The sequence below is a fragment of the Klebsiella sp. HN106 genome, assembly GCF_051209435.1.
In the GTDB taxonomy this organism is placed as follows: Bacteria; Pseudomonadota; Gammaproteobacteria; order Enterobacterales; family Enterobacteriaceae; genus Klebsiella; species Klebsiella oxytoca.
Window position 1 is genome coordinate 582162 of record NZ_JBLURD010000001.1, and the last position, 25332, is coordinate 607493.

Below are 25332 nucleotides of genomic sequence, written 5' to 3' on the forward strand. Positions count from 1 at the left end.
GGGCTTGCGTGGTCTGAAGCGGGCCACGCAGTTCACCACATTCCCAGTACCGACGACATGCCCATCAGTTCTCTGACGGCGTCCATAGAAAGCAGTGCGATAAACAGCCAGGTAAACGGATTCATAATCCACCTCACATCAGCGGCCTGTCTATGTTTATATTTTAGCCGACCACAGAGAAAGAAACTGCTATTTTGCGCACATCCGGATTATTTCGAGCCAAACATAAAATACGCAATCGATTAATCATGACATTATGCTGATGAACCGTCCGGGCAATCACTTACCCGTCTGTACCACCTTACTCCATTGGGGTAGCTGTGGTCAGATGGTCAATTCCAGCGCTGCCTGACGTCCAGGTCAGCATCACCCCGGTTTTTCATTGTGGGAAAGGTAAAGGAATTGTGATGGAATACTCCTCATTCTCACCTATGCAAACACAGCCAACAGGATCCGACAATATGGAAAAAAGATCGCCGTATCAGTCACTTGTAAAGACCTTTCAGCGCCTTTCCCGCTTTTCGCATCTCTCCGCCATCGCCGGCTGGGACATGTTCACCATGATGCCGCCCGGCGGCAGCGCGGCACGCGGCGAAGCGCTGGCTGAGCTTGGCGTTTTGCAACATCAGATTCTGACCGATAAAAAAGTGGGCGAATGGCTGCGCAATGCGCTTCAGGAAGAGCTGAACGATGTTGAGCAGGCAAACCTGCGCGAGATGACCCGCCAGTACGAGCAGGCGGCGCTGCTGCCGGAAAGCCTGGTGGAAGCGAAATCACTGGTGGGTAGCCGCTGCGAGCACGCCTGGCGCAGCCAGCGTCCGGCGAACGACTGGCAGGGTTTTGCTGATAACCTGCGGGAAGTGGTCAAGCTGAGCCGCGAAGAGGCGCAGATTCGCGCCGCGGCAAAAGGCTGCTCCCGCTATGACGCGCTGCTGGATATTTTTGAACCGGATATGACCAGTACGCGTCTTGATGTGCTGTTCGCTGACCTCAAGTCATGGCTTCCCACGCTGCTGGAGAAAGTGGTTGAAAAGCAGGCGCAAACGCCACTTCTCGAACCTCAAGGGCCGTTTCCGATTGCTGACCAGCGCGAACTGGGGCTGGAAGCGATGCGTGTACTGGGCTTTGATTTTGATGGCGGACGGCTGGATATCAGCGCCCACCCTTTCTGCGGCGGCGTGCCCCAGGACGTGCGTATCACCACGCGCTACAACGAGAACGATCTGCTCAGCGCGCTGTTTGGCGTGATTCATGAAACCGGTCACGCACGCTACGAACAAAATCTGCCGCGTAACTGGATCGATCAGCCCATCGCTCTCGCCCGCTCTACCGCAATCCACGAGTCGCAAAGCCTGTTTTTCGAAATGCAGCTCGGCCGCAGCGAAGCCTTTCTTCAACGCCTGCTGCCAACGGTACGCCGGTACTTTGGCGAGCAGCCGGCCTTTAGCCGCGACAACTTTATCGCCTGGAATCAACGCGTCAAACCGGGCTTTATCCGCGTCGACGCCGACGAGGTGAGCTATCCGGCGCACGTCATTCTGCGCTACGAAATTGAACGTGCGTTGATTGATGGCGATATCGAGGTTGATGATATTCCGGCGCTGTGGGATGAAAAAATGCAGCACTGGCTGGGACTGTCTACTACCGGCAACTATCGGGACGGCTGTATGCAGGATATCCACTGGACCGATGGCGGTTTTGGCTACTTCCCGTCCTACACGCTGGGCGCTATGTACGCCGCTCAGCTGATGGCTTCCGCCAGACGGGCGCTACCGCAGCTAGAAAGCGATATCGCCAACGGTAACTTTACCGCCCTCTTCGATTGGCTGCGGCAGAATATCTGGCAGCACGGCAGCCGTTTCACCACCTCGCAGCTGATACAGCATGCGACCGGGGAAGACCTTAACAGCGACTTTTTCCGCCAGCACCTCACCTCGCGGTATCTGTAAGCTACGGGCGTCGGGCCGCTCCCGGCGCCCAATTATCCCCGGTGAGAGCAGGTTGTACATACGGTTACACGCCGATACCAAACACTCACGGAAACCTCGATAAGACAAGCATATAGTTCTTTCAACGGCCCCGCAGTGGGGTTGAAACAAGAAACCTTTTCGAGGATATCAGAATGAAAAAAGTATTAGCTCTGGTCGTTGCCGCTGCTATGGGTCTGTCTTCTGTCGCTTTCGCTGCCGATGCCGCCACCACCGCCACTCCGGCTCCGGCTGCTGCAACTCACAGCACCACCGCTAAAGCGACCCATCACAAGAAACACCATAAAGCCGCTGTTAAACCGGCTGCAGAGCAGAAAGCGCAGGCGGCTAAAAAGCACAAGAAAGCAGAAGCTAAACCGGCTGCCACCCAGAAGGCTCAGGCCGCCAAAAAACACAAAAAGGCCGCCGCTAAACCGGTAGCTCAGAAAGCCCAGGCTGCGAAAAAGCACCACAAAACCACCAGGCACCATACCGCTAAAGCTGCTGCCCAACCGGCTGCTTAATCTCCCGGGTGAGATTGATTGATATAATACCGGCGCTGGCTTCAGCGCCGTTTTTTTCCGGAGAGCACTATGCTGCGGCGCTACCGTTTTGAGCTCATCCTGATCCTGCTGATTATCTGCGCGCTGGTCGCCAGCCGTTTTTTCCTCTACTGAAGACTTAGCTGCCAGAGGTTGTAGCCCAGGCCGTAAAGCGCCAGAATTAGCAGGAAAAACGCCGACACCGTTGTTAATCGCTGGGCGTAACGCGCCGTTAACCAACGACGAACCGCCAGAATATAGAGCGTAAGCACGCCTAAGTCGATCATCGCCCATACCGCCGTCAGGAGCCCCAGGCTAAAACCGAAGCTGTCGGTTACAGGAATAAACTGCGGAAAAAACGCGGCAAAAAACAGGATATCTTTGGGATTGCTTAACGCGGTCGCAAATCCTGCCATCACCCCACTACGCTTTTTCGATGCATCCTGCGTCACCGGCTCTGCACGCAACATCCCCAGCGCAAGTCGAATAATAAACAGCGATCCGATCGTCGCCATCAGCGTTAGCGCGCGTGGATCAAGCGCCACTATGCCGTTCAGCATCGCAGCAGCAGCGGCCAGCAGCACTAAAGAAGCCAGATTCCCGCCAATCATCGTGCGCACCGCACTGGCAAAGCCTTCCCGCGCCGCCGCGCCGGTCACTAACACCACCACCGGCCCCGGGGTGGCAATAAGCGCCAGTACCGTCAAAGAGTAGGCCGTCAGCAAAGAGATATTCATGATTTAAACTCACCATTTCCCAATTAAAACCCTATCTTCCTCTCTGATTTCAGAGTTGAAAAACGACTTATAGTGAGTTTGAATGTGAGTTTTACTCAATATTGAAAATCTGTGCCAATGTCTATGCCGCCGCTCTACGCACTGCGCGCTTTTGAAACCGCCGCTCGGCTTGGTTCGTTTAGTCAGGCCGCCGCGGCGCTGCACGTCACGACCGGCGCCGTCAGTCGCCACGTCAGCACCCTGGAGTCATGGTTTGCATGCCGGCTTTTTGTTCGCCATGGCCCAAAGGTCACGCTTACCGATGCCGGCTATCAGCTGGCGAAGGCGCTGAATGAGAGTTTTTCATCGATAGACCGGGCCTGCCAGACCCTGCGTCGTCAGGCAGGCAAGCTACGGCTGAAGGCGCCGTCAACGCTTACGATGCGCTGGCTATTGGACGTCCTGCAACAGTTTCGCCAGCAGCACCAGCGACCGGAAGTGGAAATGAGCAGCCTGTGGATGGATCGCGACAGCGTCGATTTTACTCAGGAGCCATTCGACTGCGCAATCCTCCTGGGAGATGGCAATTTTGGCAATAATAACTGCTGCAGCCTGCTTTTTGCCGAATGGTTAATCCCGCTTTGCGCACCGGGGATGATGCAGCAGGCCAGGCAAGATTTAGCGGCCTGCACGCTGATACATCCGTCCACCGATCGCCGTGACTGGCGGCGCTGGCTCGAGCATTATGAGCGACCTGCGCCGGATATTGCTCAGGGCATCGTCTTTGATACCCTTGAGCAAGGCACCATGGCGGCGATGAGCGGGCACGGCGTCAGCATTGGCGATCTGCTGCTTAATCTACCCGCGATACGCGCCGGGCTGCTGGCCTTACCCTTCCCGACGGCGGTAACTACCGGCGAAGGCTACTATTTTGTCTGGCCGAAAAACCCTCTCAGCCCACAGCCCATCGCTTTACTGCATCACTTTTTAAATCAGCATATCCCCGGCCCGCTCCCCGATAATATTCTCCGCCGGGGAGAGGAGCCCGAATTAGAGAACGTGAACCGCGGCAACTAATAGATAGCCCGTAGCGCCCCAGATCATCGCGGATACGACCGAAACATAAACTAATGCGCGAATACCTTGTTTAGACATAAATCCTCCCGTACATCGGGTGTTAGACATTGCAGATATCATCGCCGGGATAACATCTCTGTTTGCTCAACAAGCGGGTAGCAATAACAACGTTTACGGTGAGAAAATGTTTCGCTTTGAAAGTAAGTAAGAAACAGGTAAAGAAGTGCGTTTTTCCTGTGAAGAAATTGCATATTTTACCCAATAGCGGCTTTTTTTTTCTGAATGGACTTAAGAATAAGCTGAAGCGGAAATCAGGTTATGTTCCCTCATCTGATGTACGTTCGGATACACGATTTATGTTGCTTCCGCCGCCCTTTTCTGCGGAAATAGCGCCGCGGCCAAACAGCGTTAACATCTTGAAATAACACCATTGATCCGTCATGAAGGCGCGTTTTTGGCTGGATTAGCCCGCCGTCTGGCTTAATTAAAATTGTTCTTAACTTTCATAAACTTAAATCTGCTGCTACTTTCAATAGACATAATTATCTCCCCAGAGAGTGATATGCGTAGAGACGTACTGTTATTACTGTGTTCGATCTGTCTTTTCCCTGCGCTGGTGCAGGCCGATGATGATGGCATGAGTGCGAAAGATATTAAGACGCTGTTTTTTGGTCATGACGACCGTAAACCCGTCAGCAATCCCACAGACGATCCCTGGGATGCTATCGGGCAGCTGGAAACCGCCAGCGGTAATCTCTGTACCGCCACGCTGATTTCCCCCAATCTGGCGCTCACCGCCGGGCACTGTCTGCTTACGCCACCTAAAGGTAAGCCAGACAAACCCGTCGCTCTGCGTTTTATCTCGCGTAAAGGCGGCTGGGTGTACGAAATTCACGGTATCGAAGGTCGGGTAGATCCTTCACTGGGCAAACGGCTTAAGGCAGACGGCGATGGCTGGATAGTTCCCAGCGCCGCGGCGCCGTGGGATTTTGGCCTTATCGTGCTGCGCTACGCCCCTTCCGGCATTACGCCGGTGCCGATTTTTAGCGGCAGCAAAGCCGATCTGACCGCCGCGCTAAAAACCGCCGAACGAAAAGTGACTCAGTCTGGCTATCCGGAAGATCATCTGGATAATCTCTACACCCATCAGGATTGCGTGGTCACCGGCTGGGCGCAGGCATCGGTGCTCTCCCATCAGTGCGATACGCTGCCGGGCGATAGCGGCTCGCCGCTGCTGCTGAAAACTGATGATGGCTGGCAGGTGATTGCGGTTCAAAGCTCGGCGCCTGGACCAAAAGATCGCTGGCGAGCGGATAACCGCGCCATCTCGGTGACCGGTTTTCGCGATAAGCTGGAAGCCCTGGCCGCCCAGTAAGCGGTCAGCCCTGCTGCTGGCGCAGTTGCAGTAACGACGTGACGGGCATCGGTTCGCTAAAATAGTAGCCCTGCAATCTGTCGCATCCCGCCCGCCGCAGCAGCGCCAGCTGTTTTTGATTCTCTACGCCTTCCGCCACCACCGTGATGTCCAGCGCCCCGGCAATTCTCACGGTACCGCGCACCAGCTCTGCGGCCTGGGTATCAACATCCACCAATCCGGCCAGCGATTTATCGATCTTGAGGCTGTCGAAGCTGAAGCTGCGTAAGTAGCCGATGCTGGAGTAGCCGGTACCAAAATCGTCGAGCGCTACCGCGATACCCAGCGATTTTAAATTTTTAATCGCCGTTCTCGCGCGGTCGGGATTCTCCAGAACATAGCTCTCGGTAACCTCAAGCTGAAGGCGACGGGCCGGAAAATGGCAGCGTCCCAGCACCTGGACCACCCGCGACTCGAACTCCGGATCGCGGAACTGCGCCGGGGAGATATTTACCGACAGAAGCAGATCGCCTAACGGCTGCAGATCGCTGCAGGCGCGATGCAGGACAAATTGACCGAGGGCGTATATCAGGCCGCTGCTTTCGGCGATACCGATAAACGCATCCGGCGGCAGCGCCCCCTGCGGGCGTCGCGGCCAGCGCAGCAGCGCTTCTACCCCTTCCATCACCAGCGTATCAGCGTTGACGATCGGCTGATACCAGACATCGAACTCTTCGTTCTCCAGTCCCTGACGAATGCCATTCTCGATATTGAGCTGATACTGCCGCGCGTCGCTGAGCGCGTCGTCATACCAGGTGGTACGCCCTTTGCCAGTCTTTTTAGAGTGGTACATAGCAATATCGGCGCGACGAAAAAGCTCCGTGCTGGAGCAGCTTGCCGGCACGCCGCTGGCAATACCGATACTGGCGCTGATATAGATTTTGCGTCCGCTCAGGATAATCGGTGCGTTTAACAGTTCCAGCACCGCGCGGGCAAAGACCGAAGCCTGATTGGCCGCCTCTGCGCCGCTTATCGTCATTGCGAACTCGTCGCCCCCCATCCGCGCCAGCATCCCTTCCGGGGGAACCCGCTCCCGCAGCGCCTTCGCAATATGCAGGATCAGCGCATCGCCGACGTCGTGACCGTAGTTATCATTAACGTCCTTAAAGCCGTCGAGATCGATAAACACCACGCTTTGCGTCTGATAGCGCGAATTTTCACAAACCTGATTAAGCCGTTCGATCAGCGCCCGCCGGTTAGGCAGGCGGCTCAGCCAGTCGGTCATGGCGGTATGACGCGCCACGCTTTCGCCACGCGCCAGTTTGTACAGCCCGAGGCAGCTGAACAGGATAAACAGCAGGATCAGCCCTGCCGCCACCGCTGCAATCAGCCGAATGCTGTTCGATGCCGCCCGCGACGCTTCGGCGCCGGGCAGGCCGGGCTGCCAGCTCAGGTAGCCCACGGTTTCCCCGGCCTGGGTACGTAGCGGAATGCTATATTCGCCGCCGGTCTGGGTGACGTGCAGATTGCGAATCTGGAACGTATCGCCTAGACGTTCAAGCATTTGCGGGTTGATATGGCGGGTAATCACCAGATAGCGGCGGGTATCATCAAACACCTGCAGGCGTCCGACCGTCGGACGGATCAGGCCGATGCCGATAAAAGCAATACCGGCGCGGGTGCCGGTAATGCCAGCCCAGGCGCTTTTACCGCTGCGCAGCGCGGCGGCATGCTGCGAAATAAGCGCGTGGAAGCCGCTGCCGAGAAACTGCGTATCCTGCCCGGGGAAGGGCTGGCTGCGAAACGATCCCCACAGTACGCGGTAGTGCTGATCGAGTACGAAAGTACCGTCATAGAGATTGTTAATCTTGAAACCAGAACCCCAGGAATTATAGAGCCACTGCGGATCGAGCCTTCCGGCATAGGTCTGACTCACGGCATCATCCCAGACGGAATTATCCAGAACCAGCGACAGCACGCGGTTAACCGACGTCTGCACCGCGCCATTAACCGATAAAACGGAGCGATGCTTATCAATTTCGTTCGCTTTCTGGCCAATCAGATGCTGGGAGAGATAGAGCAGAAAAACCACCGACACGATGAGGCCGATCCCGGCGAAAAAGATCATGATGGAAAGCGTTCTGGCGGAGGGAATATTGCGCCAACCTGGCAAGTGAATCATGTTCTGCCCTCATCACGGCCGGTGGCTAAATTGCCCGAACAGGCTCATTTTTTAAGCGTAATACAGAGAGCAGATTTTGCCGCCCGCATTCGCAGGCGGCATCATATCAGGCGAGTTTAATTAACACCATGCCGGCCACCAGCAGGATCACCCCGATCCAGCCTTTATGGTTCAAACGCTGGCCAAACAGCACCCAGCCGGCGGCAATGGTCGCCGCGATACCGAAACCGCCCCACAACGCATAGGCTACCGACAGGTCAATCCCCTTGACCGCCTGCGAGAGCGCGCTAAAGGCGCCAAGCACCGCAGCCAGCGACATCACGCCATAGAATTTACGGCGAAAGCCGTCGGAAAACTTAAGAAAAACGTTGGCGATAATTTCCAGCGCAATCGCCAGCGCCAGCCAGGCGGCGTGGACCCACTCAAACTGTTGCATGCGCTTTCTCCTTGCCTGGTTTTACCGCTTTCTGCGTCCCGGATTTGATCAAGACAATCCCGGCGACCAGGGTGACCAGCCCGGCGATTTTTATCATCGACAGCGTCTCATCAAACAACAGGACGCTAAAAATGGTGATCAGTAAAATCCCAATCCCTTCCCACAGGGCGTAGGCTACGCCGAGGGCGATTTTTTTCACCGCGAACGCGAGAAAAATATAGGAAAGCGCGATCATAACCAGCATTAAAATAAAACCAGTATGCCCGCCGCTTACGCTTGCCCATTTCATCGACAAAGTGCCAGTAATTTCAGCAACGATAGCTAAAGCTAATAAAATCCAATAAAACATGATTCCTTCTCCTGCTTGAGAATATAATCCATGACGGCTTACTGCGAAGTAAACCGGAAAAATTCTGACGTTAATTTAGCCGTGCGCAGCGCGCCAGCTCAGGCAGAGAGAAGAAAACTAAAGCGCCGAGCGCCAGTGCTGCTCGCCGAGGAAGCGGGAGTTGAAGAGGGATACTGCAGGGTGATAAGAAATATACATCCTGAACTGATTGTCCATAAAATTACAATTATCCGCGGTATTGCTTCTCATCATTTGCGGATGAAAATTGTCCTCTGTAGTTATACACACGCAGATTTGTACCATAACGCCACATTTAACTCAAAGTCTTTGCAGTTCTTTACCTCGGATATTTGATTTGGATTAGCTTTTTACTGGGGTGTTCGCCATTATGATAGCGTTTCGTCAATTATTTATTCATGGGTCGCGCTTTTCATTTTAACCAACGCGACGCGTTGAGACGCTGTCTTTGCCAGCGTCTACAATAAACGCATATTAGACCCCATTTTTTCTCTCGCAGGGAGCGGTATGGCCAAACCCATCATTACGCTTAACGGCTTAAAAATTGTCATCATGCTTGGCATGATGGTGATCATCCTGACTGGTATTCGCTTCGCGGCGGATATTATCGTTCCTTTTATTCTGGCGATCTTTCTGGCGGTAGTGATTAACCCGCTGGTTCAGCTCATGGTGCGCTGTCGGGTGCCGCGGGTACTGGCTATTTCGCTGCTGGTCGGCGTCATTGTCCTGCTGGCCGTGGTGCTACTGGCCTCGCTGGGCACCTCGCTTAACGAACTGGCGCGCACGCTGCCGCAGTACCGCAATTATCTTTATGAACCGATGCAGACTATCGCGCCATGGCTGCAGCGCTTCGGCTTTACCGTCTCGGTGGTAGAGCTTAATAAGTACATTGACCCTAACGCGGTGATGACGCTGGTGACCAGTCTGCTTACCCAGCTTTCAAACGCCATGTCCTCTATCTTCCTGCTGCTGCTGACGGTGGTATTTATGCTGCTGGAGGTCCCGCAGCTTCCGGCAAAGCTGCAGCAGCTGATGTCGCGGCCGGTGGAAGGCATGGGCGCGATTCAACGGGCGCTGGATAGCGTCTCCCACTACCTTGTATTAAAAACCGCCATCAGCCTGGTGACCGGACTGGTGGTCTGGGGAATGCTGGTGCTGCTGGACGTTCGTTTTGCCTTTATGTGGGGGCTGCTGGCTTTTGCTCTCAACTATATTCCGAATATTGGCTCGGTCCTCGCGGCGATCCCGCCGATTTTACAGGTGCTGGTCTTCGGCGGTCTGTACGAAGCGCTGGTGGTCCTGGCGGGCTATCTGGTGATTAACCTGGTGTTCGGCAACATCCTTGAACCACGCATTATGGGCCGCGGGCTGGGGTTATCGACGCTGGTGGTCTTCCTGTCGTTGATTTTCTGGGGCTGGCTGCTGGGTCCGGTAGGGATGCTGCTTTCGGTACCGCTGACGATCATTGTCAAAATCGCCCTCGAACAGACGGTGGCCGGGCAGAGTATTGCCTTTCTGCTGAGTGATTTGAGTAAAAACTAACGACATTGCACGCGCTTTTCCCGGAGGCGATGCTGCGCATCTGTCCGGGCTACCGGCCCGCAGACGGCTGTGAACCTGTAGCCCGGGCAGGCGCTTTGCGCCGCCCCGGGGGGACTGACTGCGGAGTGGCAAAACTTCCCGGAGGCGATGCTGGCGCATCTGTCGGGCTACCAGCCTGCAGACGGCTGTGAACCTGTAGCCCGGCTAAACGCAGTGTGAGCCGGGGAGAAGCTGCGCCACCGGAAAATTCCCCCACTCTTCACTTTTATCTCTACGTCGCCTCCTCGTAGACCAATCATTCACTATCATTATTGATCGCCATCACATCTCTGCTCCACCAATCATTACTCTTACGCTAACGATTCTCCATCGGCCTTAATTGATGCCCGCCACGTCGCGACGCACACTTACTCCCACACCAGGACAATCAAAACGATTCGTCGAATCAGGAGGTTAATAATGAGTGCCGAACAAACGACGGGACGCGTCTGGAACCGTCGCCGTACGGAAAAACAGCGGCGACTGGCCGAGGCCAGGGTCTCAGGCAAAGTGATCCCCACCGACCAGCTGGTTGCGGCCCTTGAGCAGCTGCTGGCCCCCGGCGACCGCGTGGTGCTGGAAGGTAACAACCAGAAACAGGCTGATTTCCTCTCGCGGATGCTGGCGGAAGTTAACCCGCAAAAAATTCACGACCTGCATATGATTATGCCGAGCGTCGGGCGCAGCGAGCACCTGGACCTCTTCGAAAAAGGTATCGCCCGCAAGCTCGATTTCTCCTTCTCCGGTACCCAGAGCCTGCGTATTTCGCAGCTGCTGGAAGATGGCCTGCTGGAAATCGGCGCTATCCACACCTATATCGAGCTTTATTCCCGTCTTTATGTAGACCTGTCGCCGAACGTCGCGCTGATAGCCGGTTATAAAGCCGACCGCAAGGGCAACCTGTACACCGGGCCGAGCACCGAAGACACTCCGGCGCTGGTAGAAGCCGCCGCGTTTCATGACGGCATCGTTATTGCCCAGGTTAACGAACTGGTGGATGACGAATGCGATCTGCCGCGCGTGGATATCCCCGGTTCGTGGATTGACTACGTAGTCGTCGCGGATAAACCGTTCTTTATCGAGCCGCTTTTTACCCGCGATCCGCGCCTGATTAAACAGGAACATATCCTGATGGCGATGATGGCGATTAAAGGCATCTACGCCGAGCATCAGGTGCAATCCCTGAACCACGGGATCGGCTTTAACACCGCCGCCATCGAACTGCTGCTGCCGACCTACGGCGAACAGCTCGGTCTGAAAGGTAAGATCTGTAAACACTGGACGCTGAACCCGCACCCGACGCTGATTCCGGCGATTGAAAGCGGCTGGGTAGAGAGCGTCCACTGCTTCGGCGGCGAGCTGGGGATGGAAGAGTACATTCGCGCGCGTCCGGATATCTTCTTTACCGGCGCCGACGGCTCCATGCGCTCCAACCGCGCCTTCTGCCAGCTGGCGGGACAGTATGCGGTAGATATGTTTATCGGTTCGACCCTTCAGGTTGACGGCTACGCTAACTCCTCCACGGTGACCCGCGGCCGCCTCTCCGGCTTCGGCGGCGCGCCGAATATGGGCCATGATCCGCACGGTCGCCGCCACGCCACGCCGGCATGGCTCAACATGATTACCGAACCGGACCCGATGCAGCGCGGTAAAAAGCTGGTGGTACAGATGGTGGAAACGTTCCAGGCGGGCGTGAAACCGACCTTCGTGGAAAAACTTGACGCCGTTGAAGTCGCCAAAACCTCCGGGATGCCGCTGGCGCCGGTAATGATTTACGGCGATGACGTTACCCATGTACTGACCGAAGAAGGCATCGCCTATCTCTATCGGGCGGAAAGCCTTGAAGAGCGCCGGGCTATGGTAGCCGCCGTGGCCGGGATCACCGATATCGGTCTCGGCGTTGATGCCAAACGCGTGGCCGCACTGCGCCAAAGCGGCAAAGTCGTGTATCCGGAGGATATCGGTATCCGCCGCAGCGATGCCACCCGCTCCCTGCTTGCCGCCGGTAGCGTGGCCGATCTGGTTGAGTGGTCCGACGGTCTGTACAACCCACCGGCAAAATTCCGGAGCTGGTAATGAAAAAACTCTCTCCCCAGTTTGCTGAAACCCGGGCCCGCTGGCTGGCCCATACCGCCAGCGCCTGCCTCGTTGACGAGGCGCGACTCAGCCCTAAACCGGGCCTGGTCGATAGCCGCGGCAACGGCGCGCATCAGGATCTGAGCCTGGCGCTGATGGAGCGTTCAGCCCGCAGCCTGCAGCCAACGTTTCATGCGCTGGCCCAGCAGAGCTGGCTGCGGCCGGCGGACGTTGCCCTGCGTGAAACCGTTGGCCGGCTGGGCCGCGAAGGCGAAGCGCAGATGATGCAGGCGACTGCCGGGGTCAATACCCATCGCGGCGCTATCTGGGCGCTGGGCCTGCTGGTCAGCGCGACGGCGATGCTGGGAGGAGAGGGTCATGCACAGAGGATTGCGGAAACCGCCGCCGCCCTCGCCCGTCTGCCGGATGCCTGCGCGCCGAAGACTTTCAGTAAAGGCCTGCGCGCCAGCCGCCGCTGGCAGGTTCCGGGCGCGCGGGAAGAAGCGCAGCGCGCTTTTCCGCACGTCACTACCCTTGGCCTGCCGCAGCTATTGCGCAGCCGGGCCGAGGGAGCCAGTGAAGAGCAGGCCCGGCTTGATGCGCTGATGGCGATTATGACTTCGCTTAGCGATACCTGCGTGCTCTCCCGCGCCGGAATGGCGGGCCTTGAAGCGATGCGGCAAGGCGCTGGCGAGGTGCTGGCAGCGGGAGGATGTGCGACAGCCAGGGGACGCGCCGCGTTGGCGCGTCTTGATGCGCAGATGCTGGCGCAGAACGCCTCGCCGGGTGGCGCGGCGGATCTTCTTGCCGCCACCCTGTTTCTCGACCGGGTTTCCGCTTAACGCATTCAGAGGATGTTATGGAACAGATTAAATTGTCATTCCCTGCCAACCGCGCCCTCAGCGGCAAAGCGCTGGCAGGCGTTGTAGGCTCCGGCGATATGGAAGTGCTCTATACCGCCGGACAGAGCGATACGCTTAACGTAGAAATCACCACCTCCGTGGACAACAGCCAGGCGCGCTGGAACGCGCTATTCGAACGGCTGAGCCTGATTAACGGCCTGCCGGGCGGACAGCTGATCATCCACGACTTCGGCGCCACGCCCGGCGTCGCGCGGATCCGTATTGAACAGGTTTTTGAGGAGGTGGCTCATGCGTAACGATCGCAGCTTTATTGAACTCCGCGCTCGTGAACGCGCCCGCACCCTGCTGGATGACGGCAGCTATCGCGAACTGCTGGATCCTTTCGACGGCATTATGTCGCCGTGGCTCGGCGCGCAGGGCATCGTCCCGCAATCCGACGACGGTATGGTTGTTGCAAAAGGGACCATCAATGGCCAGCCGGCGGTGGTGATTGCCATTGAAGGTACCTTCCAGGGCGGCAGCATGGGTGAGGTCTCCGGCGCGAAAATGGCCGCCGCCCTTGAGCTGGCGGCGGAAGATAACCGCAACGGTATTCCCACTCAGGCCGTGCTGTGTCTGGAAACCGGCGGCGTGCGCCTGCAGGAAGCCAACCTGGGCCTTGCTGCCATCGCCGATATTCATGCCGCAATAGTCGACCTGCGCCGCTATACCCCGGTGGTCGGCATCGTTGCCGGCACCGTCGGCTGCTTCGGCGGAATGTCCATCGCCGCGGCGCTGTGTAGCTACCTGATTGTCACCCGTGAAGCGCGTCTGGGCCTCAACGGGCCGCAGGTTATCGAGCAGGAAGCGGGGATTGAAGAGTATGACTCCCGCGACCGTCCGTTTATCTGGAGCATGACCGGCGGCGAAATTCGCTACGCCAGCGGCCTGGTCGATGCCCTGGTAGGCGATGGTATCAACGCGGTGAAAAGCGCGATGAACGAGGCGATCGCCAAAGGCGTGCCCGCGCAGCATCGCAGCGACAAATATGAAGATTTCCTGACCCGTTTGACCCGATTCGATACCCGCCAGCAGGCGGACACCGCGCAGATCAAACAGCTATTCGCCCGGGAGGTGAAATAATGAGCCAGTTCACTAATCGCGCCGCGCTGTGGCTAAATCAGCTGGCGCCGAATGCCCCGCTAATGACCGGTCTGTGCCCATCGGTGCAGGTTGCCGACGCCGATTTTAACGGTGAAAGCGCCCGTTTTATCGCCGTGGTACCGGATGCTAATAACCATTACCCACGCGCCGCTCAGGGTGAAGTTGGCCTGCTCGAAGGCTGGACGCTGGCAAAAGTGGTCAACGAAACCCTCGACGCCGATGCCGATAAAACGGTGAAGCGCCCGATTATCGCGGTTATCGATGTCCCCAGCCAGGCCTATGGCCGTCGCGAAGAAGCATTTGGTATTCATCAGGCGCTGGCTGGCGCCGCAGGCGCATACGCGAAGGCGCGTCTTGCCGGGCATCCGGTGATTGGCCTGATCGTCGGCAAAGCGATGTCCGGGGCGTTTCTCGCCCACGGCTACCAGGCTAATCGACTGATCGCGTTTAACGACGCCGGGGTACTGGTGCATGCGATGGGTAAAGAGTCGGCCGCGCGGATCACCCTGCGTACCGTTGAAGCGCTGGAGAAACTGGCGGCAACCATTCCGCCTATGGCTTATGACGTCAGCAACTACGCGACGCTCGGCCTGCTCTCCGCTCTGCTGGATATCAGTAATCCTGACGCACCGGACGCCCGCGATCTGACGCTGGTCACCGACACCCTGCGCGACGCCATCGCTGACGCCCGCCGGGATGCCTCACTGAAGTGCCGCCTTGGCGCGGAGAACCGCCGTAGTTCCCAACTAGTACGCGATCGCATGCGCGCCAGCTGGTAGTCAGTCCCTAAGTAGAAGAAAACCTGCCGGAAGCGGCCACCCGGGGCGCCATCGAGCGCTCCGGGAAGGAACCGCTTTTAGAAATTATAACAATCGCGCCAGTACTCTTTTTCATTTACAGGTGATATATGACTTATGTGATTATTCATGCCCTCGCGCCGATTTTTGTCATCATGCTGCTGGGCTTCTGGGCCGGCAAGGCCAAAATGGTCGATAACAAAAACGTCTCTTTACTCAATATTTTCGTGATGGATTTTGCCCTCCCCGCGACGCTGTTTAGCGCCACGGTGCAAACCCCATGGAACGGTATCGTCGCGCAATCGCCGCTGGTACTGGTACTCACCGGGGCCATGTGGATTACCTATGCGGCCATCTACTTCCTCGCTACCCGCGTATTCAAGCGCTCGCCGCAGGATGCCGCCGTGTTGACCCTGACCGTAGCGCTGCCTAACTACGCCGCTCTTGGTCTGCCGATTCTGGGCAGCGTGCTCGGCGAAGGCGCATCGACCTCCCTCTCCGTCGCCGTTTCCATCGCCTGCGGATCGGTACTGATGACGCCGTTCTGTCTGCTGATTCTGGAGCGTGAAAAAGCGCTCGCCGCCGGCGAGAACAGCGGTTCGACGCTGGCGATGCTGCCGGTACTGATGTGGCGTTCAGTGAAAAAACCGATAGTCTGGGGGCCTCTGCTGGGGGTTGTCCTTTCGGCGATCGGTCTCAAAATGCCGGATCTGCTGCTGGCCTCTATTAAACCGCTGGGCCTGGCGGCGACCGCCGCGGCGCTGTTCCTGACCGGTGTCATTCTGTCGGCGCGTAAGCTGCAGCTCAATGCGCTGATTGCCACTTCCACTCTCGTCAAACTGCTGGTTCAGCCGTTTATCGCCTGGGGTCTGGTGATGCTGCTGGGGCTACACGGTTCTATCGCCATTACCGCCATTCTGATGATTGCGCTGGCGGCCGGTTTCTTCGGCGTGGTCTTCGGCAACCGCTTTGGCGTACAGTCGCCGGATGCGGAAGCGGTGCTGCTGTTAAGCTCGGTTCTGTGTATCCTGTCGCTGCCGCTGTTTATCACTTTAACTTCAGGGATCTAACGATGCTATCAACGCCGCGTCCTCACGATTTAGTCTGGTTGAATAGTGCCGCCGCGCTGGAGGCGATCGAGGAACATTGGGTCGCTCAGCACTGGCGCACCAGCCTGCCGGTGGTGGTACGACGCGACGTTGACATCAGCGCCCGCATTCCGGTAGGCGTGCGGGGCATGAAGCGCGAACAGCGCGCTGCGGGGTGGGTACGGAGGGAGAATATCGTCCGAACCATTACCCCGGAAACGCTCGCCGATCGCCTGCTGCTTCTGCGTTCGCCGTTTGTCTCTCAGCCGCCGGTACAGGCGGCGATATCACTGACCTTGCACGACTGGCCGTGGCGCTGGGGCATTACCGGCAGTACCGGCTATGCGCTGGCCACCGAAATTCCCGTGCTTCACGCCGCCAGCGATCTCGATCTGCTGATCCGCGCGCCGCAGCCGCTCGACCGCGAAGCGCTGCTCGCCTGGCAGTCCCGCGTCGCCCGTCTGCCCTGCCGGGCGGATACCCAGGTCGAAACGCCCGCAGGGGCATTCGCGTTAAACGAGTGGCTGCGAGATGGCCGCGCCCTGCTGAAAACGTCCCGCGGCGCGCGCCTGACCGCTACGCCATGGAACAGGGAGGAAGCATGAAAATTCTCTTTACCTTTCCCGGTCAGGGAAACCAGCGGCCGGATATGCTCGCCGCCCTTCCCGACCGCCAGAACATCCTTGCCGAGGCGCGTACCGTGCTCGGCGATGAAGTAGACCATTTAGATACCGCCGCTGCGTTAAAACATACCCGTGCAGTGCAGCTGTGCTTGCTGATCGCAGGCGCAGCCTGGGCGCGGGAGCTACAGCGTCAAGGTGTGAAGCCGGACATGGTTAGCGGCCTGTCGATAGGGGCTTTCCCGGCGGCGGTCATTGCCGGCGCGCTGGATTTCACCGACGCCCTGCGGCTGGTGGCGCTGCGCGGCGATTTAATGGAGCAGGCTTATCCCCACGGCTACGGGCTTACCGCGATTATGGGCCTGACGCTCAACCGCGTGGAAAAGCTGATTGCCGATAGCGACCTCTATATTGCCAACCTTAACGCTGAAACGCAGATTGTCATTGCCGGACGCGACGATGAGATGGCCCGCGTGGCTCAGCTGGCGCTGGCGGCTGGCGCCAGTAAAGCTCAGCGGCTGGCGGTTAGCGTCCCTTCCCACTGCGCGCTGCTGAATGAACCGGCGGCTAAGCTGGCAAAAGCCTTCGCTGACGTCACGCTGCAACGACCGTGCTGTGCGTATCTGAGCGGCTCCACGGCGCGCGTTTTATGGGACCCATTAAAAATCGCCGACGATCTGGCGCTGAATATGGCGCGAACCGTGCGCTGGCAGGAAGCGATGATCGCCGCTGATGAACGGGACGCGCGGCTGGCAATCGAGATGCCGCCCGGCGGGGTGCTAACCTGCCTCACCCGCCAGGCGGGCTGGCGGGGAGAGAGCATTTCGCTGGAGCGCAGCGGTATCGACGTCGCCCGTCACCTGGCAAACCGGCTTAATGGCTAAGGCTGCGGGCGTACATCCGCCCTTCCGCCGCCAGCGCCAGCAGGTCGGCGTCGCGCTCGCGATGGTGTGAGTAGACAATGGAGATCAGCTGGCGCATCTGATAGGGCTCCGCCAGCTTCAACAGCTGAACGTCATTTTCATACACCTTTTTCATTCGTCCCGGCAGTAGCGCAAAGCCCACGCCCGCCTGCACCAGGCTAATCATCGAAAAAATATCGTTAACCCGGGTGACGATTTCAGGTTGAAATCCCGCCACCTGAAAAGCGTCCTGAAATCCGGCATAGGTGGCAAACCCTTCCGCCAGAGAAACGAATTTACGCCGCGCATAGTCGCGCAGCTCGGCGGGCGTTGAGGTGTCCAGTTGTTCCGTCGCCGGGGCGGCAAGAAAGATATCATCCTCAAACAGCGGGACCACATCAAAAGCTGAATTGTTGAATTCACCTTCGTTGGTGGCGATCAGGATCGCATCGAGCGCGTCATCTTCCAGCATATCCAGCAGCATCTGATTGGAACCCATGGTGAGATCCAGTTCCAGTTCCGGCCGCCGCAGCTTCATGCCCATAATAATGCGCGGTACGGTTTCAAGGGTCAGAGAGTAAAGCGTGCCGATTCGCAGCCGCCCTTGTCCGACACCCGCTACTTTACGCGTAGCTTCCAGTCCGCGGGTCATCAGGCTGATCACGTCCTGGCAGTACTCCAGCAGCGTCCACGCCGCCGGGAGGGGCAGCAGGTTGCGCCCTTTGTGAATAAACAGCGGGCAGCCAACGCCCTCTTCCAGCGTATGCAGCGCCCGGTGGACGCTAACGCCGCTCAGCTGCATTGATTCTGCGGTTCGGGCAATATTGCCCTTTGCCATAAACATCATAAATACCGACAGCTTGCGGAAGGTGATGTCCTGATTAATATCGTCTTTCATTGCCCCGGGCTCCGCTTTTCGGTCTTCATTCGCATTTTCTTTTGTGATTTCAAGACAGTATAACCGCAATTCACAATTGAAGGATTAGCCGGAAGGGGGATATCGCCGGGGGAAGAGATTTTAGCAATTTAGCGTTTTCGCCGGGGCAGCGAAGAGAGGCCAGTAGGCCCGGTGAGGCGTCAGCCGCCACCGGGCAATGTCAACGACGTGGGCTTACAGCGCCATATCGTGCTGCGGCGATGTTTCCGCCTTCGGCTCTGCCGGTTTGGCGGTCATTACCGGAGCGGAGACGTTCATTTCAATCACCGGCGGTTTGGTGAGCTGTAGCGCCGCTGCGGTATCATCCCACACCTGCTGGGTCAGCGCGACGTTGCCGTTCAGCTTCTGGCCATAGCTCGGTACGATATCGCGAATGCGGCTCTGCCATTCCGGGGAATTAAACTGCGCCGGGAACATCTGCTTGATCACGTTCAGGGCAATCGGCGCGGCGGTGGAAGCCCCCGGCGAAGCGCCCAGCAGCGCGGAGATGGTTTTCTGTTCATCCACCACCACTTCGGTACCCAACTTCAGTACGCCGCCCTTCTCGGCATCTTTTTTGATGATCTGCACGCGCTGGCCAGCCTGAATCAGCTTCCAGTCCTCTCTGCGCGCGCCAGGATAGTACTCTTTCAGCGCGGCAAAGCGGTCATCGTCGCTGAGCATCACCTGGCTGATGAGGTATTTCACCAGGTCAAAGTTATCCAGACCGACATGAGTCATCGGCAGCACGTTACTGGTAGTCGTGGTGCTCAGCAGGTCGAGGAAGGAACCGTTTTTCAGGAACTTAGTTGAGAAGGTCGCAAACGGCCCAAACAGCACCACGCGCTTGCCGTCGAGGAAGCGGGCATCCAGGTGCGGCACCGACATCGGCGGCGCGCCAACCGAAGCCTGACCGTAAACTTTTTGACGATGCTCGTTGGTTACCGCCGGGTTTTCGGTCATCAGGAAGGAGCCGCCCACCGGGAAACCGGCGTAGTTATCCGCCTCCGGAATACCGGTTTTTTGCAGTAATTTCAGAGCACCGCCGCCGGCGCCGATAAATACGTATTTCGCATCGATCGCCCGCTCTTCGCCGCTATTTACGTTTTTGATTGTCACGTGCCAGGAATTATCAGCATTGCGTTTAAAGGCGGTCACTTCAGAAGACGTTTGCAGGGTGAAGTTGTTATTTTTCTTCAGACTACCGATCAGCTGGCGGGTTATTTCCCCATAGTTTACGTCGGTACCCACCGGTGTCCAGGTCGCCGCCACGCGCTGCTGCGGATCGCGACCTTCCATGACCAGCGGCGCCCACTGTTTTATTTGTTGGTGATCGGTGGAGAATTTCATCCCCTGAAATAAGGTTGTTTGCTGCAGCGCGGCATAGCGCTTTTGCAGATAATCCACGTTATCGCCCCAGACAAAACTCATATGTGGGGTGGAGTTAATAAAGGAGTGCGGATCGTGCAAAATGCCGCGTTTGACCTGCGCCGTCCAGAACTGGCGGGAGATCATAAATTGTTCGTTAATATCCAGCGCTTTGCTGACGTCAATGGTGCCATCCGGGCGTTCCGGCGTATAGTTCAGCTCCATATTCGCGGAGTGCCCGGTACCGGCATTGTTCCAGCCGTTAGAGGACTCCAGGGCGACGCCATCCAGCTTCTCAACCATGACCTGATTCCAGTCCGGCTGTAACTCATGCAGCCAGGTTCCCAGCGACGCGCTCATGATACCGCCGCCAATCAGCAGGAAATCGGTTTTTTTCGAGGTATCGTCATTTGCGAAGGTCGCCGAGCTGACGAACATCGCTAATGCGGTCATAGATATAATCGTATTTTTAATTGCAGGCATAATAGAAATATCACATAGCACAAGTGTAATAAGAGCCTGCATATTAACGCACTTTTACTTTATTTTAAAATGTCATTTACACATTCGCACGCATAGCTAATTATTGTCAACCTGGTTTTTTAACTTAAAAAAGTAAAATATTGCCCAAAGCAATAAATATGCATCGGATGGTTTATTTACAACCCGCAAAATTAAATCAGAGTAAACGGATGGTTAGTGAGGAATAATATTGCCGTACCGGAGGAATGATATTGCCTTCATCGGCGCGTATTGCGGAAATACGCGCCGCCAGGTTAAGTTCAGGCCACCGGCTGCGCTGCCCGTAGCGCAATCCGCAGACTGTCGTTATGCTCTGCCAGCAGCTCGCGCGCCTGCCAGGCATCCAGCCCGCTGAGAAGCATCAAGATTGCCGTCCGGCAGTGCTGATTGCAGCTGGCCAGCGCGGCTTTGGCCTCACTGCGCGAGCACGCCGTCGCCGCCATTACGATGGCAATCTGCCGCTCGGCCCAGCGCGGCGTGCTGGCCTGCAGATCGACGCGCAGGTTTTCGTACACTCGCCCGCCACGAATAGCCAGCCCGGTGGTCAGCATATTGAGGATCTGTCGCTGCGCAATTTGCGCCTTCGGATTGCCAAAGCCAGCCACCGCTTCCGGCCCGGTTTGCGGGGCGATAATAATATCCGCCAGCTGGGCGGCTTCGCTATTGGCCTGCTGCGTCAGAACCGCAATTGGCGCGCCCAGCGACCAGGCATGGCGCATCGCTCCCCAGACCCACGGCGTCTTGCCGCTTACCGTCAGCGCCAGCAGCATATCCTGGTTGCTGAACTGTAACGCCTGTAGTTCAAAGGCGCCAAGATCGTAATCATTCGCCGCGGTTTCCATCTCCTGCAGCTCAGCGGCAGGGCCGCCGGCGATAAGTCCGACCAGCGAATGTTTCCCCTCCGGCGTAAACTCACTTACCGTCTGCACGGCGGCACGACCTGACGCCCCGGCACCGATAATCACCAGTCGCCCTCCCCGACTCAGCGTCGCCGTGGCGTTATCAATCAGGCGCGCGATCTCCGGCAAACATGCTTCGACCGCTTCGGCAATCTGCCGATCGTCCTTATTCAGCAGCGTCAGCATATCGAGGGTGGCAAGACTCTCTATATGGATAGTTTCAGGGTGGCGTCGTTCCATCATTGAAGCGGTTGGCTTACTGCTCATAAAAACCTCCGTTTAGAACCGAAAGAACCTTCGGGGGCGAAAGCGCTGGCCTGCGGCAAACCCTTTCATTGACCATGGCTATTAATTGCAGTGTAAAGCTTTCATGACGCGCTTTACCGCCACGGGAGTCACAGTTTTGCCCCCCTGAAGCCATTCAGCCATCGACTGGTCGCTATTCAGGCAATGGTCCGTTGAGCGCAATGATTTTTAACCAGGTAAATATCCGGCACGCTTCGCCCGCAGGAAACATCCGGAATAAACCCCAACGCGATCTTCAACGCTGGCGTATCAGAGTTATTTGGCTTTTATTACACGGCTTTATGAAAGCCATGCATTCAGCGATAATACCTATCTAACCGTTTTATCCTGGGGTCGGTATGAATGAATTAGCGCAGCAGGCAGCGCCCGCGCGTAAACGCCCGATGAGTATGAAGCTGAGCACCGCCGTGACCTTAATGATTGGCAGCGTCATCGGTTCCGTATTGATTCTGGTCTACGCCCTGTGGTTTATGCAGATAAGCGGCGCAACCCGCGATGGCGTCAAGGATACGGCGCTGGCGGTGGCGCGGACGCTGGCCGACTCCCCGGAAGTTAAGCGGGGTCTGACGCTGCCGCCTGAACGCGGAATCATTCAGCCGCTGGCTCTGGCCGTCAGCAAACGCAATGGCCTGCTGTTTGCCGTCGTGACCGATATGGACGGGATTCGCTACTCGCATCCTGATGGCCAGATTATCGGCAAACCCTTTATCGGCGATGACATCCTGCCTACGCTGAAGGGCAAAGAGAATGTAGCCGTCAATCACGGCGTGCTGGCCCCCGCGCTGCGGGTATTCACCCCGGTCTTTGACGATAGCCGCCGGCAAATCGGCGTGGTGGCGATTGGTATTTCGCTGAGCAAAGTCGATACGCAGATCGCCGACAGCCGCTGGGATGTGCTCCTCACCGTGCTGTTCAGCGCGCTGGTTTGCGCCGTCGGTACCTGGAGCCTGGTTCGCGGCCTGAAGCGCGTTCTGCTGGGCCTCGAGCCGCAGGAGATCTCAACGCAGTTCCAGCAACGCCAGGCGATGCTGCATTCATTAAAAGAGGGGGTGGTGGCGGTAGATGCCGACGGCAAGGTGACGCTGATTAACCCCGCCGCGCGCGACGTTCTGTTTAGCGGCCCTGGACGCGATATCGCGCAAACGCCGCTGCTGGCTGATTTGCAGGAAGTTTTACATACCGGCGAGCCGATCTACGATCGGGAGCTCGGCTGTAATGGTCTGCTGCTGATCAGTAATACGGTGCCGGTCCGCAGTCAGGATGAGGTGGTCGGCGCGATTAGTACCTTCCGCGACAAGACCGAAGTCAGCCAGCTGCTGCAGCGGCTTGACGGGATGGTGAACTATGTCGACGCCCTGCGCACCACCTCACATGAGTTTATGAACAAGCTGCACGTAATTCTCGGCCTGTTGAATATGAAAAGCTACGATAAGCTTGAAGAGTACGTGCTGCAGACCGCCCACACCTATCAGGCGGATATCGGCGAAATCCAGCATCGGATCAAATCGCCAGTGGTGGCCGGCTTTTTGATCGGCAAAATACAGCGCGCCAAGGAGCGAGGTTTTACCCTCACCCTTGCCGAAGAGAGCCTGGTGCCGGACTGCCCGAATGAAAAACAGGTCACCGTGCTGGTCACGGTGCTGGGCAACTTAATCGAGAACGCGCTGGATGCTATGAGCGGCCAGGCCGAAGGCGAAGTCGGCCTGCTGCTGCATTATCAGAACGGCTGGCTGAGCGGCGAAGTCAGCGATGATGGCCCCGGCATCCCGGCAGACTTTATCGAGGATATTTTTAATAAAGGCTTCTCCACCAAAGGCGAAAATCGCGGCGTCGGGCTGTTTCTCGCCAGCCAGCAGCTTCGTGAACTGGGCGGGTCGCTGGCCGTAGAATCCGAGCCCGGTGTGTTTACCCAATTTTTTGTTCACCTCCCCTGGGACAGTAAAAGGAAAAGTGCGTGATAAATGTGTTAATTGTTGACGATGATGCCATGGTTGCTGAACTGAACCGCCTGTACGTGGGACGAGTCAGCGGCTTCCGCTGTAGCGGCACCGCGTCTACGTTGAGTAAAGCCAGGGAGATGATTAACGACAAGGATCTGGAGATAGACCTGGTGCTGCTGGATGTCTATATGCAGCAGGATAGCGGCCTGGATCTGCTGCCCGCTATCCGCGCCTCGGGACGGGCCATCGACGTGATTATGATCACCTCAGCCGCTGACGCCGCGACGGTTCAGGCTTCTATGCGCTACGGCGTGGTGGACTATCTGATCAAACCCTTCCAGTTTCCGCGTTTTGAAGAGGCCCTGACTGCCTGGCGCGAAAAACGTAAGCTGATGACCGGTCAACCCTATTACGAACAAGCGGACGTTGACCGGCTGCTGCACGGCAATGTGCCGGATGCCGCGGATGCCCGTAAATTGCCGAAAGGCTTAACCCCCCAGACGCTGCGCACCCTCTGTCAGTGGATTGATGCCCACCCGGACGTGGAGTTTTCCACCGACGAACTGGCGGCGGCGGTGAACATATCTCGGGTCTCGTGCCGTAAATACCTGATTTGGCTGGCGCAAATTAACATTCTCTATACCAGCATTCATTATGGCGCCACCGGACGTCCGGTGTATCGCTATCACCTGATAGCCGAGCAATACAATCTGCTTAAGCAGTACAGTCACTAAGCCGGTAGCCGTCATCCAGCAGCTGAAAGCGGAACCGGCGCTGTGAAGAGAGGATAACGTCGCGGTTTTTGGTAACGAAAATCGCTTCGATATCCTCACGCTGGCGCAGGGCCGCGCAGCCTTTCTCCACGCCAAGGCCATAAATCAGGGTCGTCCAGATATCGCCGTCCAGCGAGTCGGCGGAAATAATGGTTACGCTTTCCAGCTCATTATCCAGCGGATAACCGCTGCGCGGATCGAGTATATGGTGCCAGCGTTTGCCATCCTGCTCGAAATAGCGTTCGTAAATGCCCGAGGTCACCACCGACTGCCCCGCCACCGCAATGCTGCCGATCAGCGCATCCGCCGCTGAGTACGGCTTTTTCAGCCCGATAGACCACTCACCGAGCGTGTGGACGTTGCCGCCGAGATTAATCAGCGCGGCGTTTATGCCTTGCTGCTGCAAATAGTCGCGCACCCGATCGGCGATATAGCCTTTGGCAATGGCCCCAAGATCGATCTCCATCCCCGTCCGCGCAAGGTAGACGCTACTGGCGGCATCATCGAGGATCACATCCTGCGGACGCGTTAGCGCCAGTCGGGCGGCAATATCGGGTGCCGCGGGCACGCTGCGGCCCTGAAAGCCGATGCGCCACAGCTTCACCAGCGGGCCAATCGCCAGGTTAAACGCGCTGTCGCGCACCATGCTGGCGGCTTTGGCGCATTTGATCAGCGCGTAGACCGGACGGCTTACCGTCACCGGATGCCGCCCGGCGGCCTGGTTGATATCCATCACCTGGGAGTGCGCGCGGTTAACGGTGAAAAGATCTTCGTAGCCCTTAATCAGCTGAAAAACGCGTGAAGCGAGCGGTTCATCGTGAACATAGAGCTTGAGGAGAATGGGCGAACCCATCAGCACGGCGGAGTAGCTGTAGACGCGGTTGTCGGACATATCAT

At 57.3% G+C, this 25332-nt stretch carries 25 protein-coding genes; 16 read left to right on the plus strand and 9 right to left on the minus strand.

Annotation, left to right across the window (positions count from 1 at the left end; translation table 11 throughout):
• Positions 1-32 precede the first annotated feature (32 nt).
• On the minus strand, positions 33-125 hold the full coding sequence (locus tag ACSIPU_RS02745; RefSeq protein ID WP_004102479.1) for a KPN_01571 family protein: 93 nt from the start codon (positions 123-125) through the stop codon (positions 33-35).
• A gap of 336 nt (positions 126-461) precedes the next feature.
• Here ACSIPU_RS02745 and ACSIPU_RS02750 point away from each other — a divergent pair, with 336 nt between their 5' ends.
• Both ACSIPU_RS02750 and asr read left to right on the plus strand, forming a co-directional pair.
• A complete protein-coding gene (locus tag ACSIPU_RS02750; protein ID WP_049593064.1) occupies positions 462-1949 on the plus strand; it encodes a carboxypeptidase M32 in 1488 nt (495 codons plus the stop codon).
• 173 nt (positions 1950-2122) lie between these two features.
• Positions 2123-2491 carry an acid resistance repetitive basic protein Asr gene (gene asr / locus ACSIPU_RS02755; RefSeq protein WP_023329776.1) on the plus strand — a complete coding sequence of 123 codons (369 nt, stop codon included), beginning with the start codon at positions 2123-2125 and terminating at the stop codon, positions 2489-2491.
• 146 nt (positions 2492-2637) lie between these two features.
• Here the strand turns inward: asr and ACSIPU_RS02760 are convergent, their stop codons facing one another.
• Positions 2638-3246 carry a LysE family translocator gene (locus ACSIPU_RS02760; RefSeq protein WP_049593063.1) on the minus strand — a complete coding sequence of 203 codons (609 nt, stop codon included), beginning with the start codon at positions 3244-3246 and terminating at the stop codon, positions 2638-2640.
• Positions 3247-3363: 117 nt separating this feature from the next.
• Between ACSIPU_RS02760 and ACSIPU_RS02765 the strand changes: the two genes are divergently transcribed.
• Both ACSIPU_RS02765 and ACSIPU_RS02770 read left to right on the plus strand, forming a co-directional pair.
• Positions 3364-4302 carry a LysR substrate-binding domain-containing protein gene (locus ACSIPU_RS02765; protein WP_049593062.1) on the plus strand — a complete coding sequence of 313 codons (939 nt, stop codon included), beginning with the start codon at positions 3364-3366 and terminating at the stop codon, positions 4300-4302.
• A gap of 562 nt (positions 4303-4864) precedes the next feature.
• On the plus strand, positions 4865-5677 hold the full coding sequence (locus ACSIPU_RS02770; protein ID WP_004102503.1) for a trypsin-like serine peptidase: 813 nt from the start codon (positions 4865-4867) through the stop codon (positions 5675-5677).
• 4 nt (positions 5678-5681) lie between these two features.
• On the opposite strand, the gene ACSIPU_RS02775 is transcribed toward ACSIPU_RS02770, so the two are convergent.
• The 3 genes from ACSIPU_RS02775 to mdtJ all read right to left on the minus strand — a co-directional run bounded on the left by ACSIPU_RS02775 (position 5682) and on the right by mdtJ (position 8623).
• Positions 5682-7838 carry a putative bifunctional diguanylate cyclase/phosphodiesterase gene (locus ACSIPU_RS02775; protein WP_049593061.1) on the minus strand — a complete coding sequence of 719 codons (2157 nt, stop codon included), beginning with the start codon at positions 7836-7838 and terminating at the stop codon, positions 5682-5684.
• 106 nt (positions 7839-7944) lie between these two features.
• On the minus strand, positions 7945-8274 hold the full coding sequence (gene mdtI / locus ACSIPU_RS02780; protein ID WP_004102507.1) for a multidrug/spermidine efflux SMR transporter subunit MdtI: 330 nt from the start codon (positions 8272-8274) through the stop codon (positions 7945-7947).
• Positions 8261-8623 carry a multidrug/spermidine efflux SMR transporter subunit MdtJ gene (gene mdtJ / locus ACSIPU_RS02785; RefSeq protein WP_004102515.1) on the minus strand — a complete coding sequence of 121 codons (363 nt, stop codon included), beginning with the start codon at positions 8621-8623 and terminating at the stop codon, positions 8261-8263. Before mdtJ ends, mdtI begins: the two co-directional genes overlap by 14 nt.
• Positions 8624-8653: 30 nt before the next feature.
• Here mdtJ and ACSIPU_RS02790 point away from each other — a divergent pair, with 30 nt between their 5' ends.
• The 10 genes from ACSIPU_RS02790 to mdcH all read left to right on the plus strand — a co-directional run bounded on the left by ACSIPU_RS02790 (position 8654) and on the right by mdcH (position 17693).
• On the plus strand, positions 8654-8977 hold the full coding sequence (locus ACSIPU_RS02790) for a hypothetical protein (protein WP_004102516.1): 324 nt from the start codon (positions 8654-8656) through the stop codon (positions 8975-8977).
• A 171-nt stretch (positions 8978-9148) separates the two neighbouring features.
• Positions 9149-10183, plus strand: a complete 1035-nt coding sequence (locus tag ACSIPU_RS02795; RefSeq protein WP_004102517.1) for an AI-2E family transporter — start codon at positions 9149-9151, stop codon at positions 10181-10183.
• A gap of 459 nt (positions 10184-10642) precedes the next feature.
• On the plus strand, positions 10643-12298 hold the full coding sequence (mdcA, locus tag ACSIPU_RS02800; protein ID WP_004102518.1) for a malonate decarboxylase subunit alpha: 1656 nt from the start codon (positions 10643-10645) through the stop codon (positions 12296-12298).
• The gene (locus ACSIPU_RS02805) at positions 12298-13140 is read left to right on the plus strand and encodes a triphosphoribosyl-dephospho-CoA synthase (RefSeq protein ID WP_023321087.1); all 843 of its coding nucleotides are present in this window, start codon (positions 12298-12300) and stop codon (positions 13138-13140) included. The genes mdcA and ACSIPU_RS02805 overlap by 1 nt, the downstream gene beginning before the upstream one ends.
• A gap of 17 nt (positions 13141-13157) precedes the next feature.
• Positions 13158-13457 carry a malonate decarboxylase acyl carrier protein gene (gene mdcC / locus ACSIPU_RS02810; RefSeq protein ID WP_004102520.1) on the plus strand — a complete coding sequence of 100 codons (300 nt, stop codon included), beginning with the start codon at positions 13158-13160 and terminating at the stop codon, positions 13455-13457.
• A complete protein-coding gene (locus ACSIPU_RS02815) occupies positions 13450-14283 on the plus strand; it encodes a biotin-independent malonate decarboxylase subunit beta (RefSeq protein ID WP_004102522.1) in 834 nt (277 codons plus the stop codon). Before mdcC ends, ACSIPU_RS02815 begins: the two co-directional genes overlap by 8 nt.
• On the plus strand, positions 14283-15083 hold the full coding sequence (mdcE, locus tag ACSIPU_RS02820; RefSeq protein WP_004102523.1) for a biotin-independent malonate decarboxylase subunit gamma: 801 nt from the start codon (positions 14283-14285) through the stop codon (positions 15081-15083). Before ACSIPU_RS02815 ends, mdcE begins: the two co-directional genes overlap by 1 nt.
• A 128-nt stretch (positions 15084-15211) precedes the next feature.
• A complete protein-coding gene (locus ACSIPU_RS02825) occupies positions 15212-16171 on the plus strand; it encodes an AEC family transporter (protein ID WP_004113372.1) in 960 nt (319 codons plus the stop codon).
• Positions 16172-16173: 2 nt separating this feature from the next.
• Positions 16174-16794 (plus strand): malonate decarboxylase holo-ACP synthase, encoded by a 621-nt coding sequence (locus ACSIPU_RS02830; RefSeq protein ID WP_023321089.1) that lies wholly within the window; start codon positions 16174-16176, stop codon positions 16792-16794.
• Positions 16791-17693, plus strand: a complete 903-nt coding sequence (gene mdcH, locus ACSIPU_RS02835) for a malonate decarboxylase subunit epsilon (protein WP_064370116.1) — start codon at positions 16791-16793, stop codon at positions 17691-17693. The genes ACSIPU_RS02830 and mdcH overlap by 4 nt, the downstream gene beginning before the upstream one ends.
• On the opposite strand, the gene ACSIPU_RS02840 is transcribed toward mdcH, so the two are convergent.
• From ACSIPU_RS02840 to ACSIPU_RS02850, 3 genes are all read right to left on the minus strand, one after another.
• Positions 17683-18609, minus strand: coding sequence for a LysR family transcriptional regulator (locus ACSIPU_RS02840; RefSeq protein WP_004102531.1), 927 nt, complete (start codon positions 18607-18609; stop codon positions 17683-17685). The two genes, mdcH and ACSIPU_RS02840, sit on opposite strands and share 11 nt — an antisense overlap.
• Positions 18610-18822: 213 nt before the next feature.
• On the minus strand, positions 18823-20478 hold the full coding sequence (gene mqo, locus ACSIPU_RS02845; protein ID WP_016807963.1) for a malate dehydrogenase (quinone): 1656 nt from the start codon (positions 20476-20478) through the stop codon (positions 18823-18825).
• 299 nt (positions 20479-20777) lie between these two features.
• Positions 20778-21683, minus strand: a complete 906-nt coding sequence (locus ACSIPU_RS02850) for an N-acetylmuramic acid 6-phosphate etherase (RefSeq protein ID WP_196557528.1) — start codon at positions 21681-21683, stop codon at positions 20778-20780.
• Between the two features lie 377 nt (positions 21684-22060).
• Here ACSIPU_RS02850 and ACSIPU_RS02855 point away from each other — a divergent pair, with 377 nt between their 5' ends.
• Positions 22061-23680, plus strand: coding sequence for a sensor histidine kinase (locus tag ACSIPU_RS02855; RefSeq protein WP_016807964.1), 1620 nt, complete (start codon positions 22061-22063; stop codon positions 23678-23680).
• Positions 23677-24396 (plus strand): two-component system response regulator DcuR, encoded by a 720-nt coding sequence (dcuR, locus tag ACSIPU_RS02860; protein ID WP_016807965.1) that lies wholly within the window; start codon positions 23677-23679, stop codon positions 24394-24396. Before ACSIPU_RS02855 ends, dcuR begins: the two co-directional genes overlap by 4 nt.
• Here dcuR and ACSIPU_RS02865 read toward each other — a convergent pair.
• The gene (locus ACSIPU_RS02865) at positions 24377-25327 is read right to left on the minus strand and encodes an FAD:protein FMN transferase (protein ID WP_004102540.1); all 951 of its coding nucleotides are present in this window, start codon (positions 25325-25327) and stop codon (positions 24377-24379) included. The genes dcuR and ACSIPU_RS02865 overlap by 20 nt on opposite strands.
• Positions 25328-25332 lie beyond the last annotated feature (5 nt).

Excerpts from the sequence above, each read along its gene's own strand:
- ACSIPU_RS02745 (WP_004102479.1), bottom strand. The coding sequence starts at position 125 with ATGAATCCGTTTACCTGGCTGTTTATCGCACTGCTTTCTATGGACGCC.
- ACSIPU_RS02750 (WP_049593064.1), top strand. The coding sequence starts at position 462 with ATGGAAAAAAGATCGCCGTATCAGTCACTTGTAAAGACCTTTCAGCGC.
- asr (WP_023329776.1), top strand. The coding sequence starts at position 2,123 with ATGAAAAAAGTATTAGCTCTGGTCGTTGCCGCTGCTATGGGTCTGTCT.
- ACSIPU_RS02760 (WP_049593063.1), bottom strand. The coding sequence starts at position 3,246 with ATGAATATCTCTTTGCTGACGGCCTACTCTTTGACGGTACTGGCGCTT.
- ACSIPU_RS02765 (WP_049593062.1), top strand. The coding sequence starts at position 3,364 with ATGTCTATGCCGCCGCTCTACGCACTGCGCGCTTTTGAAACCGCCGCT.
- ACSIPU_RS02770 (WP_004102503.1), top strand. The coding sequence starts at position 4,865 with ATGCGTAGAGACGTACTGTTATTACTGTGTTCGATCTGTCTTTTCCCT.
- ACSIPU_RS02775 (WP_049593061.1), bottom strand. The coding sequence starts at position 7,838 with ATGATTCACTTGCCAGGTTGGCGCAATATTCCCTCCGCCAGAACGCTT.
- mdtI (WP_004102507.1), bottom strand. The coding sequence starts at position 8,274 with ATGCAACAGTTTGAGTGGGTCCACGCCGCCTGGCTGGCGCTGGCGATT.
- mdtJ (WP_004102515.1), bottom strand. The coding sequence starts at position 8,623 with ATGTTTTATTGGATTTTATTAGCTTTAGCTATCGTTGCTGAAATTACT.
- ACSIPU_RS02790 (WP_004102516.1), top strand. The coding sequence starts at position 8,654 with ATGACGGCTTACTGCGAAGTAAACCGGAAAAATTCTGACGTTAATTTA.
- ACSIPU_RS02795 (WP_004102517.1), top strand. The coding sequence starts at position 9,149 with ATGGCCAAACCCATCATTACGCTTAACGGCTTAAAAATTGTCATCATG.
- mdcA (WP_004102518.1), top strand. The coding sequence starts at position 10,643 with ATGAGTGCCGAACAAACGACGGGACGCGTCTGGAACCGTCGCCGTACG.
- ACSIPU_RS02805 (WP_023321087.1), top strand. The coding sequence starts at position 12,298 with ATGAAAAAACTCTCTCCCCAGTTTGCTGAAACCCGGGCCCGCTGGCTG.
- mdcC (WP_004102520.1), top strand. The coding sequence starts at position 13,158 with ATGGAACAGATTAAATTGTCATTCCCTGCCAACCGCGCCCTCAGCGGC.
- ACSIPU_RS02815 (WP_004102522.1), top strand. The coding sequence starts at position 13,450 with ATGCGTAACGATCGCAGCTTTATTGAACTCCGCGCTCGTGAACGCGCC.
- mdcE (WP_004102523.1), top strand. The coding sequence starts at position 14,283 with ATGAGCCAGTTCACTAATCGCGCCGCGCTGTGGCTAAATCAGCTGGCG.
- ACSIPU_RS02825 (WP_004113372.1), top strand. The coding sequence starts at position 15,212 with ATGACTTATGTGATTATTCATGCCCTCGCGCCGATTTTTGTCATCATG.
- ACSIPU_RS02830 (WP_023321089.1), top strand. The coding sequence starts at position 16,174 with ATGCTATCAACGCCGCGTCCTCACGATTTAGTCTGGTTGAATAGTGCC.
- mdcH (WP_064370116.1), top strand. The coding sequence starts at position 16,791 with ATGAAAATTCTCTTTACCTTTCCCGGTCAGGGAAACCAGCGGCCGGAT.
- ACSIPU_RS02840 (WP_004102531.1), bottom strand. The coding sequence starts at position 18,609 with ATGAAAGACGATATTAATCAGGACATCACCTTCCGCAAGCTGTCGGTA.
- mqo (WP_016807963.1), bottom strand. The coding sequence starts at position 20,478 with ATGCCTGCAATTAAAAATACGATTATATCTATGACCGCATTAGCGATG.
- ACSIPU_RS02850 (WP_196557528.1), bottom strand. The coding sequence starts at position 21,683 with ATGAGCAGTAAGCCAACCGCTTCAATGATGGAACGACGCCACCCTGAA.
- ACSIPU_RS02855 (WP_016807964.1), top strand. The coding sequence starts at position 22,061 with ATGAATGAATTAGCGCAGCAGGCAGCGCCCGCGCGTAAACGCCCGATG.
- ACSIPU_RS02865 (WP_004102540.1), bottom strand. The coding sequence starts at position 25,327 with ATGTCCGACAACCGCGTCTACAGCTACTCCGCCGTGCTGATGGGTTCG.